The organism is Paenibacillus macerans, from assembly GCF_050565405.1.
Lineage (GTDB): Bacteria > Bacillota > Bacilli > Paenibacillales > Paenibacillaceae > Fontibacillus > Fontibacillus macerans_B.
The window spans coordinates 1-18,448 of the sequence record NZ_JBNYYG010000066.1 but is presented as its reverse complement, the minus strand read 5'-3'; the positions used below and the strand labels follow the sequence as shown (position 1 = coordinate 18,448).

Annotated in this window: 19 protein-coding genes and 1 pseudogene; 17 read left to right on the top strand and 3 right to left on the bottom strand. The window is 54.9% G+C overall.

Annotated features, from left to right (window positions below):
- The first annotated feature begins 8 nt into the window (after window positions 1-8).
- Together ACQ4N8_RS24635 and ACQ4N8_RS24630 are read left to right on the top strand one after the other, a co-directional pair.
- Window positions 9-1,016 (top strand): MBL fold metallo-hydrolase, encoded by a 1,008-nt coding sequence (locus tag ACQ4N8_RS24635; RefSeq protein WP_430706997.1) that lies wholly within the window; start codon window positions 9-11, stop codon window positions 1,014-1,016.
- A gap of 339 nt (window positions 1,017-1,355) precedes the next feature.
- Complete coding sequence (locus ACQ4N8_RS24630; RefSeq protein ID WP_430706996.1) at window positions 1,356-2,981, top strand: ABC-F family ATP-binding cassette domain-containing protein; 1,626 nt, start codon at window positions 1,356-1,358, stop codon at window positions 2,979-2,981.
- Window positions 2,982-3,070: 89 nt separating this feature from the next.
- Here ACQ4N8_RS24630 and ACQ4N8_RS24625 read toward each other — a convergent pair whose 3' ends face one another.
- Window positions 3,071-3,271, bottom strand: a complete 201-nt coding sequence (locus tag ACQ4N8_RS24625) for a hypothetical protein (protein WP_430707009.1) — start codon at window positions 3,269-3,271, stop codon at window positions 3,071-3,073.
- 214 nt (window positions 3,272-3,485) lie between these two features.
- On the opposite strand from ACQ4N8_RS24625, the gene ACQ4N8_RS24620 reads away from it, so the two are divergent.
- From ACQ4N8_RS24620 to ACQ4N8_RS24580, 9 genes are all read left to right on the top strand, one after another.
- Window positions 3,486-4,355 (top strand): cation diffusion facilitator family transporter, encoded by an 870-nt coding sequence (locus ACQ4N8_RS24620; protein WP_430706995.1) that lies wholly within the window; start codon window positions 3,486-3,488, stop codon window positions 4,353-4,355.
- Between the two features lie 485 nt (window positions 4,356-4,840).
- Window positions 4,841-5,869 carry an SH3 domain-containing protein gene (locus ACQ4N8_RS24615; protein ID WP_430706994.1) on the top strand — a complete coding sequence of 343 codons (1,029 nt, stop codon included), beginning with the start codon at window positions 4,841-4,843 and terminating at the stop codon, window positions 5,867-5,869.
- A 343-nt stretch (window positions 5,870-6,212) separates the two neighbouring features.
- Complete coding sequence (locus ACQ4N8_RS24610) at window positions 6,213-6,554, top strand: hypothetical protein (protein ID WP_430706993.1); 342 nt, start codon at window positions 6,213-6,215, stop codon at window positions 6,552-6,554.
- 417 nt (window positions 6,555-6,971) lie between these two features.
- On the top strand, window positions 6,972-7,496 hold the full coding sequence (locus ACQ4N8_RS24605) for a DUF948 domain-containing protein (protein ID WP_430706992.1): 525 nt from the start codon (window positions 6,972-6,974) through the stop codon (window positions 7,494-7,496).
- Window positions 7,497-7,726: 230 nt separating this feature from the next.
- The gene (locus tag ACQ4N8_RS24600; protein ID WP_430706991.1) at window positions 7,727-8,881 is read left to right on the top strand and encodes a PP2C family protein-serine/threonine phosphatase; all 1,155 of its coding nucleotides are present in this window, start codon (window positions 7,727-7,729) and stop codon (window positions 8,879-8,881) included.
- Window positions 8,854-9,759 carry an ATP-binding protein gene (locus ACQ4N8_RS24595; RefSeq protein ID WP_430706990.1) on the top strand — a complete coding sequence of 302 codons (906 nt, stop codon included), beginning with the start codon at window positions 8,854-8,856 and terminating at the stop codon, window positions 9,757-9,759. The genes ACQ4N8_RS24600 and ACQ4N8_RS24595 overlap by 28 nt, the downstream gene beginning before the upstream one ends.
- A gap of 63 nt (window positions 9,760-9,822) precedes the next feature.
- On the top strand, window positions 9,823-10,161 hold the full coding sequence (locus tag ACQ4N8_RS24590; protein WP_430706989.1) for an STAS domain-containing protein: 339 nt from the start codon (window positions 9,823-9,825) through the stop codon (window positions 10,159-10,161).
- Window positions 10,162-10,179: 18 nt separating this feature from the next.
- Complete coding sequence (rsbW, locus tag ACQ4N8_RS24585) at window positions 10,180-10,632, top strand: anti-sigma B factor RsbW (RefSeq protein ID WP_430706988.1); 453 nt, start codon at window positions 10,180-10,182, stop codon at window positions 10,630-10,632.
- Window positions 10,629-11,402 carry a sigma-70 family RNA polymerase sigma factor gene (locus ACQ4N8_RS24580; protein WP_430706987.1) on the top strand — a complete coding sequence of 258 codons (774 nt, stop codon included), beginning with the start codon at window positions 10,629-10,631 and terminating at the stop codon, window positions 11,400-11,402. The genes rsbW and ACQ4N8_RS24580 overlap by 4 nt, the downstream gene beginning before the upstream one ends.
- Window positions 11,403-11,459: 57 nt before the next feature.
- Here ACQ4N8_RS24580 and ACQ4N8_RS24575 read toward each other — a convergent pair whose 3' ends face one another.
- Window positions 11,460-11,681: a hypothetical protein gene (locus tag ACQ4N8_RS24575; protein ID WP_430706986.1), complete on the bottom strand. Its 222-nt coding sequence runs from the start codon at window positions 11,679-11,681 to the stop codon at window positions 11,460-11,462.
- 166 nt (window positions 11,682-11,847) lie between these two features.
- On the opposite strand from ACQ4N8_RS24575, the gene ACQ4N8_RS24570 reads away from it, so the two are divergent.
- A complete protein-coding gene (locus tag ACQ4N8_RS24570) occupies window positions 11,848-12,864 on the top strand; it encodes an asparaginase (RefSeq protein ID WP_430706985.1) in 1,017 nt (338 codons plus the stop codon).
- Between the two features lie 19 nt (window positions 12,865-12,883).
- Here ACQ4N8_RS24570 and ACQ4N8_RS24565 read toward each other — a convergent pair whose 3' ends face one another.
- A complete protein-coding gene (locus ACQ4N8_RS24565; protein ID WP_430706984.1) occupies window positions 12,884-13,111 on the bottom strand; it encodes a DUF1128 domain-containing protein in 228 nt (75 codons plus the stop codon).
- A 134-nt stretch (window positions 13,112-13,245) separates the two neighbouring features.
- Here ACQ4N8_RS24565 and yyaC point away from each other — a divergent pair, with 134 nt between their 5' ends.
- From yyaC to ACQ4N8_RS24540, 5 genes and pseudogenes are all read left to right on the top strand, one after another.
- On the top strand, window positions 13,246-13,788 hold the full coding sequence (gene yyaC, locus ACQ4N8_RS24560; RefSeq protein WP_430706983.1) for a spore protease YyaC: 543 nt from the start codon (window positions 13,246-13,248) through the stop codon (window positions 13,786-13,788).
- A 331-nt stretch (window positions 13,789-14,119) separates the two neighbouring features.
- Window positions 14,120-14,926: an alpha/beta fold hydrolase gene (locus ACQ4N8_RS24555; protein WP_430706982.1), complete on the top strand. Its 807-nt coding sequence runs from the start codon at window positions 14,120-14,122 to the stop codon at window positions 14,924-14,926.
- Window positions 14,927-15,043: 117 nt separating this feature from the next.
- Window positions 15,044-15,691: a DUF6483 family protein gene (locus ACQ4N8_RS24550; protein ID WP_430706981.1), complete on the top strand. Its 648-nt coding sequence runs from the start codon at window positions 15,044-15,046 to the stop codon at window positions 15,689-15,691.
- Window positions 15,692-15,756: 65 nt separating this feature from the next.
- Window positions 15,757-16,941: a class I SAM-dependent methyltransferase gene (locus ACQ4N8_RS24545; RefSeq protein WP_430706980.1), complete on the top strand. Its 1,185-nt coding sequence runs from the start codon at window positions 15,757-15,759 to the stop codon at window positions 16,939-16,941.
- A 573-nt stretch (window positions 16,942-17,514) separates the two neighbouring features.
- Window positions 17,515-18,448, top strand: a pseudogene (locus ACQ4N8_RS24540) (hypothetical protein); the annotation flags it as partial.

Below are 18,448 nucleotides of genomic sequence, written 5' to 3'. Positions count from 1 at the left end.
CCGGATCGATGCCGAGAAGAACGCGCTACAACAATATCGATAATGTGAGCACAGACAAAACGTTGAAGCAGTTCAGACAATGGCGGGAAGAACGCCGCAGAAAAAAGAAGGACTATTCCTACGTCATCCCCAGTTTGCCGCCGCAGCTCGATTATTTGCAGCAAAACCGAGAGGAAACGACGGTAACCTGGATCGGACACTCCACCTTTTTCATCCAATACGCAGGACTTAACATCGTCACGGACCCGGTATGGGCGTCTCACATGGGGTTCCAACGCCGGCTTTGCGCGCCGGGCATCCCGATCGGCGAAGTCCCGCCCATTGACCTCATCCTGATATCGCACTCCCATTACGATCATATGCATATGGCTTCCATCCGCCGCCTATACGGCAGCGAAACGACGATTTTGGTTCCCGTCGGCCTCGGCCGGAAAATGCAGCGCAAAGGCTTCCGCCGCGTCCGCGAGATGAGCTGGTGGGAGGATTTGCGGCTCGGCGACGTAAAAATCTCGTTTGTGCCGACTCAACACTGGACGCGCCGCACGCCGTTTGATACGAATACGTCCCATTGGGGCGGTTATGTCCTGGAGCCGGCTCGGCCTCAAGCAGGGGAAAAGCCGCAAGTGATTTATTTTGCCGGCGACAGCGGCTATTTTCGCGGCTTTGCGGAAATCGGCGAACGCTTCGACATCGATGTGGCGCTGCTGCCGATCGGCGCATACGAGCCGGAATGGTTCATGACCAGCCAGCACACGACGCCGGAAGAGGCGTTGCAGGCCTTTGTCGACGTGAAGGGCAAGCTGATGATTCCGATGCATTACGGCACGTTCCGGCTCGCCGACGATACGGCCCGCGAAGCGCTCGACCGCCTGGAAGCGGACCGGCAGCGGCGCGGCATTGCCGAGGATACGATCCGGCTGCTGCATCACGGGGAGACGTTGCGGCTGCCGCATTTGACTCGTACGGACCCGCAGGCGGAAACGCCTAGAAGTCCCCAGCTAAGCGGAAAGAGTTAATAAAATCATTTTGCGATCTCTCGCCCCCTGGTCGGCTTTTTGGCCGGCAGGGGGCATTTTGATCCGAACGAAAACTTGTGCAATTGTTGGGTTTCTCTTCGTATTGGTTCAACATCTCCGGCAATCTATGATATAATACGCCAGTAGTTAGAGGTAGTTCAAAAAGTCATCTTTTGAAGATTTAAGAATGAATAGTCATCTGAGTGTTTCATCCTTAAATCTCAAGAAAAACTTCATCTTAGGGCGGTCTGTCTTCTTTGATTGTTCATCGATACAGTTTTTCTTATCACGAAGCCTTTTTGAACCTTTATTTTAATTAAAAGGACGGTAATGCCTAACATGATCAGTACAAACGGTGTAACGCTCCGCTACGGAAAACGGGCACTTTTCGAAGATGTAAATATAAAGTTCACGCCCGGCAACTGCTACGGTTTGATCGGAGCGAACGGGGCGGGTAAATCGACGTTCCTGAAAATTCTGTCCGGCGAAATCGAACCAAATCAAGGCGAAGTATTTATGACGCCGAACGAACGGATGGCCGTGCTGAAGCAAAACCATTACGAATATGATGAGTTTCCGGTGCTGGAGACCGTCATTATGGGGCATGCCAGACTCTATTCGATTATGAAAGAGAAGGATGCCCTGTACGCCAAGACGGACTTCTCCGAGGAAGACGGCATGCGGGCCGGGGAACTGGAAGGCGAATTCGCCGAGCTGAACGGCTGGGACGCTGAGCCTGACGCGGCCGCGCTGCTGATCGGCCTCGGCATTCCGCGCGAGCTGCACGACAAGAAAATGGCGGAGCTCAGCGGCAACGAGAAGGTCCGCGTCCTTCTGGCGCAAGCATTGTTCGGACGTCCGAACAACCTGCTGCTGGACGAACCTACCAACCACTTGGACCTGGAGTCGATCCAGTGGCTCGAGAACTTCCTGATGGATTACGAAGGCACCGTCATCGTCGTATCCCATGACCGTCACTTCCTAAACAAGGTATGTACGCATATCGCGGATATCGATTTCGGCAAAATCCAGATGTACGTCGGCAACTACGACTTCTGGTATGAATCCAGCCAATTGGCTCTGCAATTGCAGCGGGATGCCAACAAGAAGAAGGAAGAGAAGATCAAAGAGCTGCAGGCCTTTATCCAACGTTTCTCGGCGAACGCTTCGAAATCGAAACAGGCGACTTCGCGGAAGAAGCAGCTCGACAAAATTACCCTGGACGATCTGCGCCCTTCGAATCGGAAATATCCGTTCCTTAACTTTAAGGCAGAGCGGGAAGCCGGCAAGCAGTTGCTTACCGTGGACGGTCTGACCAAAACCGTGGACGGCGAAAAAGCGCTTGATAACGTTAGCTTTGTCGTCAATAAAGGCGATAAGATCGCATTCGTCGGGCCGAACGGTTTGCCGAAATCGACGTTGTTCCAAGTCGTGATGGGCGAACTGGAAGCCGATGCCGGGGAATACAGCTGGGGCGTCACGACCTCTCAGGCGTATTTCCCGAAGGATAACTCCAGCTATTTCGACGGCGTCGAAATGAATCTGGTCGATTGGCTGCGTCAGTATTCGAACGACCAGGATGAGACGTTCCTGCGCGGTTTCCTTGGGCGGATGCTATTCTCCGGCGAGGAAGCGCTGAAGAAAGCGAGCGTTCTGTCCGGAGGCGAGAAGGTGCGCTGCATGCTGGCGAAAATGATGCTCAATGGGGCCAACGTGCTGCTGTTCGACGAACCGACCAACCATCTCGATTTGGAATCGATCACGGCGCTCAACAACGGATTGATCGATTTTGACGGCACGATCCTGTTCACGTCGCATGACCATCAGTTCATCCAGACGATCGCCAACCGCATTATCGAGATTACGCCGAACGGCATCATCGATCGCATCATGACGTACGACGAATATCTTGAAAGCGAAGAAATTCAAAATCTGCGGAAATCGATGTATCCGGAAGAAGTCTAGTCATCTAGTCATGCCTTGCTTGACATAACAAAGCCGCACGAGGATCCTGATGGATCCCCCTGCGGCTTTCTTTGCGTTGCCGTTTGGCGCTACGACCCGCCGGTACGGCGGCGCTGATTGTTTGGCTTTTTATTGTTTTGACTCTTAAGCGCTTTGGTTTGAAGATTGTCTTTCGCACCCGGTTTATTTGCGGCCTGCTGCTGCTGTTTTTTCTGCTGCAGCTTCTGGCGCATCGCTTCCGCCAAATCAATTTTGCGGGGTTCCTTGTTTTCTTCCGTCACCGATATCATCTCCTCTGTATGGAAAGGGGCTGTCCCTATTTTATACGTTTTTAAAAGCGCGTACAACGGGAATAATGATGAAGGCCGCTTTTGCCGGGGGCAACACTGTTTCTCTGGACTTACACGGGGTTTGTTTGCTACGATGATTAAACATTTTTCATTTAGAGGTTTTTTGAACTTTCACTTGAAAATTTACGGGAGAAGAAGTCTGGGGGTGCGGGACTTGGATGTTTATGAGGATATACGAAAAGGGGAACGCGGAGCTTGGGTCAGCATTTCCGCTTATTTGCTGCTGTCCGCTTTCAAATTGGTCAGCGGCTTTTATTTCGCTTCAAGCGCGCTGCTTGCCGACGGGTTTAACAATCTGACGGATATCGTGGCATCGGTGGCCGTGCTGATCGGCCTGAGAATATCGCAAAAACCGCCGGATTCCGATCATGCGTACGGCCATTTCCGGGCGGAGACGATCGCGGCGCTGGTCGCTTCCTTCATTATGGCCACGGTCGGGATTCAGGTGATCGTCGACGCCGTGCGGGCCTTGGCCGCCGGCGAGCACAGCCGACCCGACGTACGCTCGGCGGGCATCGCGCTGGTCTGCGCGCTGGCGATGGGCGGCGTTTATTGGTTTAATCGGAGACTGGCAAAGCAGATTAACAACCACGCTTTAATGGCGGCGGCGAAGGACAACCTGTCCGATGCGCTGGTCAGCGTCGGCGCGGCCGTGGGGATTATCGGAGCACAGTTCGGCCTGCCTTGGCTGGACGTCGTTGCGGCGATCGCGGTGGGGATGCTCATTTGCAGGACGGCATGGGGAATTTTCCGGGAGTCCACGCATAATTTGACCGACGGCTTCGACGAGAAGGAATTGGGCGACCTGCGCAGCACGATCGCCCGGACCAAGGGCGTCGAGGGCATCAAGGACTTGAAAGCCCGCGTGCATGGCAACCATGTGCTGGTCGATGTCGTGATCGAAGTAGATCCGCAGCTCACCGTGATTGAAAGCCATGGAATCAGCGATCGCGTCGAGGAACGGATGAGGAAGGTTCAGAACGTGATGCACGTTCATGTCCATGTGGAACCCAAGGAGTTATAAGACAAACGCCTTGCCTGCTTGGATAGAAGGTACATAACGCCGAAAGGACAAGCCGCAGCGGCTGAAACCGCCGGGACGGAAAGCTGGGAAATGTTTCCCCGCCTCTCCGTTTCGGCGTTTTTTTGTCCGAACATCGGGCGCTGGCCCCAAGGGAATAGGTCTTTTGGGATAGAAGGAAAAACATGGATAACGAATAGAAACGGAGGCTCGGACGGTACTTTGGTTACAGATTTTTAACCTTTAAAACGGGTCCGGGCCCTGCAAATCGGATAAATCAAACCTAAAGTTTATAGGCCATGTGCCTCTCTTTTTATAGTTAGAAACTAGGCCCAACGTCTTTGAATACGCTTTCCTATAATGTGAGGAACGACCGATTCAGACATCATTCGACAAGGGATATAATGGGGACAAGTCCAAAGAAAGGAGATATGACAAGGCACCGTCCATTCACACCAAGAACTTACATTAGGAGGTAACAATAACTCATGAAACGAAGCATAGCCATCACTTTGTTGAGTGCAATTCTTCTATCTTCCTATACAGCTCTTCCCCCTAAAGCATCGGCCGCCGCAGCATCTTCGCAAACGATTACGAAAGGCCGCATCGTGGGCGGCGTCAACTTCCGCGATAAGCCTTCCCTATCCGGAGACGTGATCGGTTTTCTGAAAAAAGGCTCCGAAGTCGTCGTATTGGATCAAAGCAACAAATATTTCTATAAGGTGCAAACCGAAGAAGGAACGGTTGGATACGTTAGCGCCAACGACAAATACATCGAGGTGGAGTCCGTTGCCGTCACCCCTTCCCAGCCTTATTTGGGATGGCCGGCAACGGTGTCGTACGGCGTGAATATGCGTAATGAACCGTCCACTTCGGGCGACGTCATCGCCATGCTCCGCAAGGGTACGCAGTTGACCATTTTGGAGCAGAGCAACGAGCACTTCTATAAAGTACAGACGTCGGGCGGCCAAATAGGTTACGTCAGCACGATAGATAAGTACCTGGAAATTAATGGACAAGGCAATCCGCCGTCCGAGCCTGCTCCTACGCCGACTCCGGAGCCGGTGAATGTGATCAGCCAGCAAATCGAACAAATGATTCAGACCGGCATGAAGTATCTGGGCACGCCTTACGAATTCGGCTCGAACCGGAATACGACGACGACGTTCGACTGCTCCGATTTCACCAGACAGGCATACAAAGAAGCTTTGGGCATTGCGATCCCTACGGATTCACGCAAGCAGGGCTCTTTCATTCAGGACAACGGAACCGCCGTTTACAGCATCGATAAATTGAAACGGGGGGACCTGGTATTCTTCATGAGCTACAAGGGCTCCTCGGCCAAATCGTATGAAGGCATCAACAAAGCTAACGAACGCATTACGCATGTGGCGATTTATCTCGGTAACGGGCAATTGCTGCACACGTATTCGTCGGAATCGGGCGGAGTCAAGCTCGACCAGCTCGACGGCTCTTGGGTTTACCGCTTTATGTATGGCGGCAGCGTGCTGAAGTAGGCTGATCTCCGCCGCTTGGCTAACGTATACCCTTCGGCTATAATTGAACATGATTGCGGTCGTGAAGCACACGCCGCTTCGACTCTTCGCCTTTTTGGGGGCTGGATGGGTCGGAGCGGCTTTTGGCGTTTTACGGCCTATTTTGCGATGAGGAGTGTGATCATCTTGATCTTTGAGGATGCTTATGAAGAATGGCTGGGAGCAGCCGTAGCCGAGGAAAAAAATCACCGGAGGAAGGAACTGCTGGGAAAAGGACTAGGGCACGGTACTCGTGAATTCCTGCGTGCCGTCTGGTATCCGGCAGTGAAGAGCCTGGACCGCCTTCATCCCGAATGGGAGGTTCTTGATTTCAACGCTGGACGATTGGGTTTTTCTTCCGATCGCCTACCCGGCGATAACGGACGAACCGAAGCGCTGTCAGCAACTGATATTATCCTTCATCGGAAAATACGTGGCGGATGAAGGCGTCGCCGAAGAGCCGAATTGGCTGGAAGCGGAAGCGGTCCGTTTCGCACGGCGGCGGCTTCGCCCCTTCTCGTCTAGCGATCTTGCGGGACATTTGCGAATTTCCGTACAACATGCGCGGCGAATTTTGCATCGGCTGACGGAACAGGAACTGGTGAATGCGGCCAGCGGCAAGCAGCGTTATCGCACCTATATTTTACGGCCGCATTCAGATTTTTAACGAATCCCAGACATCTTATATTCCCGAAAAGGGTGATGGAGAAAATTTAACGAATCTACCAAACGTTATTGAGATGAAGTCGGCTCAAATGAGGTGGTCGAGGCTGCAATAAGGTGATCTCGGTTCGTTAGCTTTCACAAACAGTTGAAAAACGTCTAATAAGGTTATAACGATTCGTTACTCAGAGAATTGAATGGGTGTGGTCGGCGCACCTGCTTTTCGAACGCGGCATCCCGGACTATCCTCCTGGACGTGCCGGCCCTGCGCTGCTCCTCCGCGAATTCTGTTACATAGGATAAGCAGCCCAAGAAATGAACTTTTCTTCATGTGAAATTCGTGTATAGTTAATGACAAGAGAACGAATACGAATACGGCATTCGTTGATGTCAACGCGGGACGGAAAGCGAGGAGATGGGAATGATATGGGAGATCAGTGTGGCGGTTGCCGCAGCGGCTTTCGTGGTGCTTGTCGCGTACCTGGTCAAAACGCTGAAGGCGGCGGAACGTTCGCTGCAAACGACGACGGAAACGCTGCAAGAGGTCCAAAAAACGATCGACGAGTTAGGTTCGGAGGTGAAGCAGATCGTCAGGCAGGCCAACGACCTTACCGGGGATATTCAGCACAAAATGAAGCAAATCGATCCGGTGCTGGAATCGGTCAAAAACGCCGGCGAGGTGCTGAGCGAAGTTACGTTGGCCACTAAACAGGTTTCGGCGGCGCTGGTCGGGAGAATCAAAAGCCGCCCGAAAACGGCCAAAACGTCGGCGCCGGTCGGGACAAAAGGAACGGAGGCGCCGAGCGAACAGATTCGGACCAACCAGACTGCGGTCCCTCGGCTTGCCGAGTCGGCCTCGGCGGCGGAGGGCGATTCCCGCAAGCCTGTCGGCTGGGTCAAATGGGTGGACGTCGCCGCGGACGTCTGGCAGAAATACCGCAGCTAGACGGCTGGGACGATTCGTGAAAATCCGCAGCCGTTTCAATCCGGGAAGGGAGGGGTAATGTAAACTGGTTACCCGGACCCTGCCTGCATAGACGCAATTCAAAAGGAATGGGGTAGCGGCCTCATTCCTTTTTTGGGTTTCAGGGAGATGTTTCCAATTTACCTCTGCGGGCAGGACTCCCCTTTTTTTTGCCGAATTGTTGTAATAGCTTTAATTTTAAGGAGATTACCATGAGAATCCTAATCGTTGACGACAATCCGACAAACATCATTATCATTCGCGAAATTTTAAAGAAAGAGCAATACCGCAACACGGTTGCGGTGGCGTCGGCCCGGGACATGTTTGAACGGCTTGGGGTCAAAAGCTTGGAGACGATTGAGGAAAGCGGCCCGTCGGACGTGGATCTGATCCTGCTCGATATGATGATGCCGGAAATGGACGGAATCGAAGCGTGCCGCCAATTGCAACGGAGCGAATACCTGAGAGAGATACCGATCATTATGGTGACGGCGGTCGGGGATTCCAACAAGCTGGCGGAAGCGCTGGATGCCGGGGCGGTCGATTACGTAACCAAGCCGATCAATAAAGTGGAAATGATGGCGCGGATACGCCTTGCGCTACGGCTCAAGCTGGAGAAGGACTGGCACAGAACCCGGGACCAGCGCATCCAGGAGGAGCTCAAACTGGCGGCGCTGGTGCAAAACGCCGTCCTTAGCGCCCCGATCCGCGACCCCGAAATCGAAATTGACGCGATCTATAAACCTTCCTACGAGCTGGCCGGCGATCTTTACTCCTGGTATTCGCTGGGGGAAGGAAGGTACGCCTTGATCCTGCTCGACATGATGGGCCACGGTATTTCCTCGTCTTTGTTCTGCATGTTTATTTCCTCCGTTTTGAAAGATACCGTCCATACCTACGTCGAACCCGAGAAGGTCATTCAGGAGCTCAACCGGCGGTTCATTCAATTACATATCGAAAGCAAGCTGATCCAATATTATTTTACGGCCATTTATTTAGTGGTCGATACCCGCCATCAGAAAATCGATTACGTGAACGCGGGACACCCGCCGGGGCTGTTCTACCAGCAGGACGGTTCGCTCGTAAGGCTGGACAAGGTAGGCCCGCCCGTCGGCCTGTTCGATACCATCGAAACCGAGCCGCAGACGCTTTATTACAAGGGGGAGGGGCACATCGTGCTTTATACGGACGGGCTCGCCGATGCGCAGCCGGGGACCCAGGAGGAACGGCAGGCTTGGCTGGAAGCGAACCTGAACCGGGGCGGCCATCGATTCGACCGGGAGGGGATGGGCAAGCTGTTTTTTGACGAAACGCAGCCGCAGGAACGGGAAGACGACAAATGCCTGGTGTGGATTTCGCTAAAATGAGGGAAGCGGGCGAAAGCATGGAGCGGTTAAATCGCAAGCTTGAAGCGCAAACGATTCTGTTGGAGCAGACGAAGCGGGAACTGCAGCAACAAGCCCGGGAACTGGAGCGGGTGAACCGCGAGCTCGTTCTGGCTAGGGAGGCGGCGGATGCGGCCGGGCAGGCGAAACGAGACTTTCTGGCCATGATGAATCACGAGATCCGCACGCCGATGAACGGAGTCATCAGTATGGCGGAGCTGCTGCTGGAGACGGAGCTGACCGAGGAGCAGCGGGAATATGCCAAGATTATCCGCGGTTGCGCCCATTCCCTGATCGCGATGTTTAACGATATCCTCGATTATGCCCGGTTGGGGGACGGTCGGCTGGAGCTGGAGGAAGCGCCTTTTGCGTTAAGGGCGGCGGTGCAGGACATCTTCGATTTGTTTCGGGAGGATGCGGGCCGCAAAGGGTTGGATTTGCTGTTTTTTATCGACGAGAAGATCCCGGGAATCCTGTATGGAGATATTTGGCGGTTGCGCAAAGTATTGGTCCATCTGATCGCCAATTCCCTAAAATATACCGAGGAAGGCGGCATTTATTTGATCGTCTCCTCCAATCCTGCCGGGACCGGTCGCCTGGAGCTGGAATTTACGATCAGCGATACCGGCATCGGCATCCCTGCGGACAGGGTGAAGCAGTTGTTTGAGCCTTTTACCCAATTGGAATCCCTAATGTCGAGAAAATATGACGGCACCGGCCTTGGTCTGGCCATTTGCAGGATGATGGTGCGCATGATGGGGGGCGAACTGCAGGCGAAGCCGCTGAAGGAACGAGGGGCAGCGTTTACGTTCACGATTCCGCTGAGCAGTTACGATGCTGAGGAAGGCGAACCGATTTGATTCATGACTGGACATGCTGGGTTATGTTGTATTAAGAAAACCTATTTCAGGAGCGAGTAATTTATGAATACGAGAAAAAGCGAGAAATTTTCCGCTACACCACAAATGGAAAACGGGATTCGCACCGTATATTTATGCGGAGAGCTGGATTTGTCCGTGGCTCCGGACTTTCGTCAAGTCATGGAACCGCTGGTAGGCAACGAGGACGCGGACTTGGTCATTAATCTGAAAGAACTCAAATACATCGACAGTACCGGTATCGGGATTTTACTCTCCATTTTGAAGGCTAGACAGGGAATGACCGCGCGGTTTTACGTTAGGGAAGTACCGGATCATATCCGGAAGTTGTTCGAAATGACCGGGATTGCAAAATTTTTTGCCGCACAGGAGAACTCCCAATAAGGAAAGGATCGAGTATCAATGATAGAGGAAGTAGAGAGAATCGTCATCAGCCTGCCGGCAACAGCGGAATACGTGGACATTGTAAGATTGAATTTATATGGCGTCGCGTCGAAAATGGGCTTTTCGTACGAAGAGATCGAAGACATGAAGGTGGCGGTCTCCGAAGCCTGCAATAACTCCGTATTGTATGCCTACAAACAGGAAACCGGAAAGATGGAAATCACGTTTGAAGTGTTAGCCGACGCTTTATCGATTACGGTCAAAGATGAAGGGGAGAGCTTTGAACCGTGGGGGAAGACCGGAGAACGCGTGACGCTGCACGAGAAAGAATTAAACGAAGCGCCGATCGGAGGGTTGGGCTTTTATCTGATGCAGGCGCTGATGGATGATGTTTGCGTGGAGAGCCAAGCCGGTCAAGGAACGAAGGTGATGATGGTCCGCCGACTTCAGAAGAGCGAGGAGAAGGTATGACCGACAAAGCGACTCCCCAAGAGTCTTTACACGAATCGGCCGGCCTGATTCGGAAATACCAGCGAACGAAGGATAACGACATCGCCACCGAACTGATCCGCAAATATGACCCGATGGTAAAGATGGCCGCAGGCAAAATCGCCCGCAACCGGCCCGATTTATACGAGGACTTGTACCAGGTAGGCGAAATGGCGTTAGTCCGGCTGCTGCAGCAGTATGACAGCGAGTTGGGCATCCCGTTCGAGCCCTATGCGATGAAAAGCATGATCGGCCATATGAAAAACTATCTGCGCGACAAGTCCTGGTATATTCAGGTGCCAAGAAGGATCAAGGAGAAAGGGGCGCTCGTCCAACAGGCGATAGATGAACTTACCGTCAAATTGGAACGCTCCCCCGACGTAAAGGAAATCGCGGCGCATCTGGAGCTCTCGGTCGAGGAGACGGTCGAAGTGCTCGCCGGCCGCGAGTGCTATCATTATGTATCGCTGGATTCGCCGCTGTCCCCGGACGAAAGCGCGGCAACGCTTGGCGAACTGATCAGCGCGGAGGCCAATGATTATGATACGGTGGAGAACCGGATGGACTTGCAGCAGGCGCTGGGTCAATTGAAAATCCAAGAGCAGCAGGTGCTGTTGCTGGCCTTTCAGGAGGGGCAGTCCCAAAGGGCGATCGCCCAAAAGCTGGGCATGTCCCAAATGAGCGTATCCCGCATTCAGAAGCGGGCGACGGAGAAGTTGAAGCAAATCATGGACCATATGGACCCGAACTAACCCGAATGATACATATCCGCGCTGCCTGCTGCCCAAGGCAGCGCTTTTTTTGCGGGGTCATTGCTTCGGATCGGAAAGCAGGCCGCTTTGTTCGAAATCCTCCCGGCTGGTCCGCATTTCCTCCATGTCTTCTCCCAACTGGATTAAATCCTCCATGTCATTCACCATCGATCCGTTTTCCGCTTCTTCAATCTCCTTGTGTTCGGGAAACTCGCCGGCTTGCCCCGCGCGGATTTGTTCGGCGACATATTGCTCCTGTTGATCCTCGGGTTTCAGCATACGTCGATGCACTCCTTTCATTGTGAAAACAGGCATAGTTTGCGCATACGGCGCCTGCGAATATACCTTTTACCCAAGTGGAGCCGACGGGAGGATCTATAGCCATGGCGCGGCGGAAGTACTATACTGTGAAGGGATGCAACCGGGAATAAGGAGAGAAAGATAGATGAATAACAAAGAGGCTTTGTTGGTGAATGAATATCGCGGGGGATTGCTGGAATGCAGCCACTATGGACATATTTGCTTGATCAATGAACAGGGCGAAATCGCAGGGCAAGCGGGGAACCCGCATGCTACCGTGTTTACGCGTTCCTCGGCCAAACCGATCCAGGCGATTCCGGGAATCCGGGCGGGGATAAAAGCGGCGTTCGGGTTAAGTGATGACGAAGTCGCCGTCATGGCCGCTTCCCATCGAGCCGAGAAAATCCATGTCGGCACGCTGGAGCGGTTGCTCGGCAAAGCCGGGCTCGCCGAAGAAGGGTTGGTCTGCGCCCCGAGCCTGCCGCTCGACGAGGAAGCGAAGGAGACGCTGCTGCGCCGAGGCGGGGAACGCAGACGTCTCTACCATAATTGCTCCGGCAAGCATTTGGGCGTGCTCGCGTACAGCAAGCTGAAGGGCTATCCTTTGGACGGCTATAACCTGCCGGATCATCCGGTACAACGGGAAATTTTGCAGACGCTGGCCACCTTGGCGGATATCCCTCAGGAGCGGATTTCCCTGGGGACGGACGGCTGCGGCTTCCCCGTATTCGCGCTGCCGTTATCCGCTTTGGCTGCGGCTTATCTGAAGCTGGCATGCCCGGACCTTATCGCCGATCCGGCTACGGCCGAGGCGGCAGCAACGATTACCGGGGCGATGAACCGCCATCCGCTGCTGGTCGCCGGAACGGGGCGGGTCGACTCGATTTTGCTGGAGGACCCCAATATCGTGGCCAAAGGCGGGTTTAAAGGCGTATACGCCTTCGCCTTGCGCCGCGAACGCCTCGCCGTCACCTTCAAAGTGCAGGATGGGTCGGAGGATGAGTGGGGACTGATTGCCTTAGGCGTGCTGGAGCAGTTGGGGTACGAGAACGAAGAAACGCTCCGCAAGCTGCGCGAAGCGTTCCCGTCTTCGATTACGAACGATGAGGGCTGGTTGGTAGGCCATATGGAAACGGTCTTTAGCCTGAATCGACGAGACTAAGCCCGATTGGCGCGGGAGATCAGGCTTTGCCGCGCAATCTTCCCAGTTCCTGGGCGAGCGCTTCGACCTCGGAAATGCTAAGCCGCTCTTTGCTCATCACGATGTCATAAACATCGCGGATATCGTCATATTGGTTAACGTGGAACGCGGAGGCCGACATCGCGGCGCCGGACGCCATTCTCAGCTTGGTTTTGATGGCTTCGATCATGTATTCGATATTTTCCTGGCTTTTCATGGACAAATCCATATTCATAACATCCTTCCGCGTAGGTTTTTAGCTATTGTACCATGATGGAGGCAAGTTCATGAAGTTTTGCGATCGGCCTGCGGGATGCGTTACAATCAGGTTACGTAATACCGTGAGGGGGCGATTCTTGGGCCATGGAAGAATGGAAGGAATGGCCGGCGGCGAGCCTGGACCGCAAAAAGCTGACCGGCGGCGATCTCGAAGCTTTTTTTGCCGGTATCCGTGCGCGGCATAACCGCAAAGACGTCACCTTTTTGTGCATCGGCACGGACCGGTCGACCGGGGATGCGCTAGGCCCGCTCGTGGGCTCCAGATTGCTCGAGCTTGGCGTTGCGGATGTGATCGGCACGCTACGCGAGCCGTGCGATGCCACGAACCTGGAGCAACGCATGGCCGAGATCCCCGAAGGGCGCGTCGTCGTGGCGATCGATGCTTGTCTGGGCACCCCCGGATCAATAGGTTATTACCTGGTATCGGGCCAGCCTTTGCAGCCGGCCCGATCCGTCGGCGCCAGCCTGCCCGAGGTGGGGCATTACAGCATCGCCGCAGTCGTTAATGTCAAAGGGCCGAAACCGTATTGGACGCTGCAAATGACTTCGTTGTATAAGGTCATGCAAATGGCCGATGAAATTGCCGGCGCCGCGGCGGCTGCGTTTGGGAAAAGCGGCGGAGCGTAATAGGGGGCCATTAGACAGATCTACGTGAGCAACGGAAAGCCCGGGTGAATTCAAGATTCGATGTCGATTAAGCTTCTGGAATCTGCCTCGTGATCTAAAGATGACTTTTTGAACTACATTCAATTCAATGAAGGTTCAAAAAGACAGGTTTGGAGCACCGAGAAGGTTGGATGAAGCTAGGGATTGAGTAGCGGAGCGTAGACAGATCTACGTGAGCAACGGAAAGCCCGGGTGAATTCAAGATTCGATGTCGATTAAGCTTCTGGAATCTGCCTCGTGATCTAAAGATGACTTTTTGAACTACATCTAAAAACAGAAAGTAGGTAGCGAGATGGACAAGATAACGGTTAACGGGTCAACGATCGCCTATGAACAGCAAGGACAGGGCGAAACGGTAGTATTGCTGCACGGATTTTGCGGCAGCTCCGCGTACTGGGAGAAGGTTCAGCCGCTGCTTGCTGATCAATATCAAGTCATTGCGCCCGACCTTCGGGGCCATGGCGGATCGCACGCGCCGCTCGGCGCTTATTCGATCGAACAAATGGCCGACGATGTCGCCGGTTTGTTGGAGGCGCTCGGCATTGCGAAATACACGCTGCTGGGCCACTCGATGGGCGGCTATGTGGCTTTGTCGCTGGCTCAACGATACGCTTCCCGCTTGAATGCCTACGGCCTGATACACTCTACGGGTTTTCCGGATAGCGATGAGGCAAAGGAAAAAAGAGTGCAGGCGGTTTCCCTGATCCGGTCGGAAGGGATCACGAAATTCGTGGACGGCTTGGTACCGGGCTTGTTCTCCCCGGACACGGTGGATAAACTGCAGTCCGAGGTGGATCGGGTGAAGGAAATCGGATACCGTACGCCTCCCCAGGGGGCCGCTGGAGCGGCGTTGGCCATGCGCGAGCGGGCCGACCGCCGGGACGTGATGGACGATCCGGTACTCCCGCTGCTGCTGGTGGCCGGCGAGAACGACGCCGTCGTGCCGATGGCCCGGTTATTCACGGCCGAAGGGCCGCATGTCACGAAGGCGGTCATCAAAGGGGCGGGGCATATGAGCATGTATGAAGCGCCCGAGCAGCTTTATGCCGTTCTCTCCGATTTCCTCCGGGGCGTATCGGCGGAAGCCGGGGAAGCCTAAAGCAAATCGGCCTGCGTATAAACTGGAGAAATGCCATTGAAACCGGAGCTTCTTCTGAACTCCGGTTTCGGGCATTCGCGCCGAATTCCGCGATTCGGAAGGAAAGGATGGGAGAGCATGCTGCGAAGAGATTACCTGGTCCGCATGATTGAAGATATGACGGCAATCCTGGGGAAAGTGTTTATGCTGAAACAGCAAAAAAAGGTGATCGAAGCCTTATGGGAGCTTGACGAGTTGTATAAGGGACAGTTTCGCCTTAACTCGCAGTTGCTGGGCTCGCTTTCGGCCGAGAATATCGTGCGGATCTTCCAAAGCGGCGGTGAGCTGGAGGCGGACAAGCTACAAAGCCTTGCCCGCTTGTTGAAGGAAGAGGGCGATCTGCATGCCTCGTCGGGGCAGCTTGACGAAGGGGCGGCACGACGAATCAAGTCCTTGCATCTGTTCTTGACGGCTGTGCAGCATGGAGCAGACCGTTCGTTATGGGACGCGGCGAAGGCCATAACTGAGTTGCAGGAACTGCTGAAGGAATACCGGCTGCCTCCCGATACGGTACGGCTGGTGCTGCGCTATGAGGAAAGCGAAGACCGCTTCGACCAGGCGGAAAATGCGCTGTACCGGCTGCTGCAGGAGCAGCAAATGTCCAGAGATGAAGCCGAGAGCTTCTACCATCGCCTGTTGGCGCTGGCGCCCGACCGGCTTGCGGCCGGCGGATTGCCGCTGGAAGAGGTTGAAGAGGGCCTCGCCGATTTGGACCGCTTTTTTTAAGACGTGGGATGGCAGGCCGGGTCCCCGTATAAACCAGGAAAGAAAGGCAGCTGTTAAACGAAAAGATGGAATCACTGCGCAAACTCGTAGAGGAACTGGCGGAGCAAGGCAGTCTGATCACGGCAACGATCAGCGGGCGCCGCAAACCGGGAGAAACCGAATATAGCAAGGTGCAAATCAAACCGGTGGAAATCAAAAAGCAACTGCATTATCAATTTGCCTACCATTATGCGAACAAAGTGCTCCACCAAAACGTTCCGGCCGAAGCGTTTGCGGACGAACTGACGAAGCTGTTCGCGGAAACGTTCAGACAAGGGCTGCTATGCACAGCGGAAGCCGATTACCAAGTGCTGATCAGCAAGAAGTTCAAAGTGACGATCCTGAAAAAGGCGCCTTCCCGCCAACCGCTGGGCACGCTGACGCATAACCGGAAGAAGCAATACGTGTTGGAGGAGGGACAGCCGGTTCCCTTTTTGATCGAGCTGGGCATCATGAACGCGGAAGGCAAGGTGCTGGCGAAGAAATACGACAAATTCAAGCAGATCAACCGCTTCCTTGAAATGGTCCAGGACGTCCTCGGCCATTTGCCGGAGGGCCGGCCGCTGACGATCGTCGATTTCGGTTGCGGCAAATCGTATTTGACGTTTGCGCTGTATCATTATTTGGCCGTGCAGCAGCAAAAGAAGCTGAACGTGGTTGGCCTCGACCTGAAGACGGACGTGATCGAACACTGCGAAGCGCTAGCCCGCAAACTGCAGTATGAAGACTTGCGCTTTCTCGTCGGGGATATCGCCGACTATGACGAATTAAGCGCCGTCGACATGGTCGTCACGCTGCATGCCTGCGACACGGCGACCGATGCCGCCCTGGAGAAGGCCGTCCGCTGGAACGCTTCGGTGATCCTGTCGGTTCCGTGCTGCCAGCACGAGCTGTTTAACCAGGTGCAAAGTCCGGTACTGGAGCCTTTGCTTGGCCACGGCATTCTGAAGGAACGCTTCTCCGCGCTCGCGACCGATGCCATCCGCGCCAAGCTGTTGGACGTGATGAGCTACAAAACGCAGCTGCTGGAGTTCATCGATATGGAGCATACGCCGAAGAACATCCTGATCCGCGCGGTCAAATCGCCGGGAGGGGACATCGCCGGACTCTGGCGGGATTATGCCGCGTTCCGCGACTTCCTGGGCGCGGCTCCCTATCTGGAGCGGGCCTGCCGCGATCTGCTGCCGGAGGCCGCCGCGCAAGGGCGGTAGGCGGAACGGCGGAACAGCGGAACAGGGGAACAGCGGAACGAAATTTAAACCGTTGTTGCCGGGGCATCGGCCCGGCAGCGGTGAATGCGGCTGCGCCGTCTCCGTGAACTAACGGCTTCACGAACAACCTCGTTCAAGACGTCTGTCCATGACAGATTCGTCCGGGACGAGGTTCTTTTTTTGCCTAAACATATCGACCGGAACGCAGGTGAAAGCTGGCTAACGGACACAGGAGACGCCAATGGACCGAAAATGAGGTGTATCATTACTTAACGGACTGAGTTGACGCTATTTGCTTCATCAAGGCATATTTGGTCTTCATTTAGGCTGAATAGCTCCTCCTTGGTCCGTTAAATCGGGAAATGTGCGGGAAATGGTCGATTAACGTCATTTGAGTCCGTTAGATCCATCGGGAGGGGGTGAGTGAATACCTGGCCGCCGTTTTGCCAATGAATATAGCAGGAGCCTTGCCTCGCACTAGTAAACTTGCATTTTTAACGTCGTCGAGAGGCACAATGCGGTTGTTGCGGTTATGGTTGTGGCGCGACGCTTCGGAAGGAGGTCGGCGGACGAATGGGAACGTGGCGGATGCGCGGGTTGGCGGCTGGCGTAGGTCTGACCGGCCTGTTGGCGGGCTTGATGAACGGGATGTTTTTTACGGATACGCCGGGAGCTCTGCTGCTGATATCGGTATGGTTGTTGGCCGCGGCCGGGGCAGCGGCTATATGGGGGATCGGACATCTGCTCGGCCGACGGAATTCGGGCGGGATTGGAGCCGGCGGTGTCGGATCGCTGCGCTACGTTATTACGGTTGCCGGGCCGTTTGGAATAGCGGCGTTATATGGTCTATGCCTGCTGGCGGGGCGGGCGCTGTCGGTGCAGGCTACCATCGAAGCGATGCTGAGTTGGACGTTTATCGGCGTGATGGGGACGGCTTTATTCTTGCTGGCCGCAAGGCATAAGGACGGACGGCGGTTCCTGGTTGTGGGGTGGCTCTCGATCGGCAGCCTGCTGGCGATTACCGCGCTCGCTGCGATGTACGGACTGTTGCTGCTGCCGGGGGCGGTTTTGCGCACCGCCGATCCGGCCGTCTCCGCCACGGGCGCTCGGCTTGGCGGGCTGCTGCAGTATCCGAACGCCTTCGGCGCGGCGATGGCCGCGTTTCTCCTGGAGCGCCTGGGACGGATGGCGCGGATGGAACGCGGCGATTTTGCGCGCGCAGGCGGGTGGCGCGGACAGCGGGCGGGGGCCCTCGCCCTGCTGTTTGCCCTTGGCCTGGTGCTGAGCGAATCGCGCGGGGCGCTTGCCGCCGCGCTGCTCGGCTGGACGGCAGGCCTCGCGTTGCTGCGCGGCGCGGAGCGGCGGGGCTACGTGCTGCACAGCGCCGCGATCGCCGGCGCTGCCGCCGTGCTCGCGCGCCAGCAGGCTTCCCCCCGCCAGTACGATCCCGATCATCGTCCAGATCATATCGTTTACCGGGTATCCGATCCGATTGGCCGAATTGGGC